Genomic DNA, 829 nt, shown 5'->3' with positions numbered 1-829 from the left:
TATAAATAATGAGTTGATTGTTCGTCAAAATAGGCGGAATTTCGGGATTTCCTTGTCATACCAAGGTTTGTAGCGGTTTTTTATATGGAATTTTCTCATATTGTCAACGGGATCAGTAATAAATGACAAATCAAATATATATTATCTCAATGATGTATATGAAGTACATCACTATCACACTATCTAGGGAGGCAATGATATGAAAACAACTACTCAAGAACTCAAACAATATATGACTCGTTTATTCCAATTATCTAACAATGAAACATGGGAATGTGAAACACTGGAGGAAGCGGCAGAAAATATTCTACCCAAACGTTTTATTAATGATTCCCCACTTGCACATCTTATACTTGAAACTTATACCTACTATAATAATGAGCTACATGAACTAAGTATCTATCCATTTCTAATGTATTCTAATAACCAACTCATCAGTATTGGTTATCTGGATCATTTTGATATGGACTTTCTATACCTCACAGATACTAAAAATACGATTATCGATGAACGTCATTTACTAAAAGAAGGAGGGAATAACCATGAATAATTGGATCAAAGTGGCACAAATATCTGTTACAGTCATTAACGAAGTGATTGACATCATGAAAGAAAAGCAAAATGGAGGAAAATAGTATGAAAATCAATCGATACATCACAAGAGGCATTAGTGAACAACTATCTCTAGACCTTCAAATCTTACTTTGGAACATGGTAAAAGATCGAGACAATCAACTTAATACAGATTACCTACACATTTTCAAACTACAAGAAGATGATAATATGTTGTCAATTACACATGAACAAGAACAACCCGCATACAAATTGG

Annotated in this window: 2 protein-coding genes; both read left to right on the top strand. The window is 32.4% G+C overall.

The genetic code is table 11. From position 1 onward, the window contains the following. Nucleotides 1-199 precede the first annotated feature (199 nt). Complete coding sequence (locus HMPREF3058_RS02955; RefSeq protein ID WP_000859159.1) at nucleotides 200-550, top strand: SAUGI family uracil-DNA glycosylase inhibitor; 351 nt, start codon at nucleotides 200-202, stop codon at nucleotides 548-550. An 86-nt stretch (nucleotides 551-636) separates the two neighbouring features. Next, nucleotides 637-829 (top strand): DUF960 family protein (locus HMPREF3058_RS02950; protein WP_218086602.1); only part of this gene is annotated, 193 nt, incomplete at its 3' end.

The sequence above is a fragment of the Staphylococcus sp. HMSC068G11 genome, assembly GCF_001815825.1.
Taxonomy (GTDB): Bacteria; Bacillota; Bacilli; order Staphylococcales; family Staphylococcaceae; genus Staphylococcus; species Staphylococcus epidermidis.
This window is presented reverse-complemented; position numbering and strand designations above follow the sequence as displayed.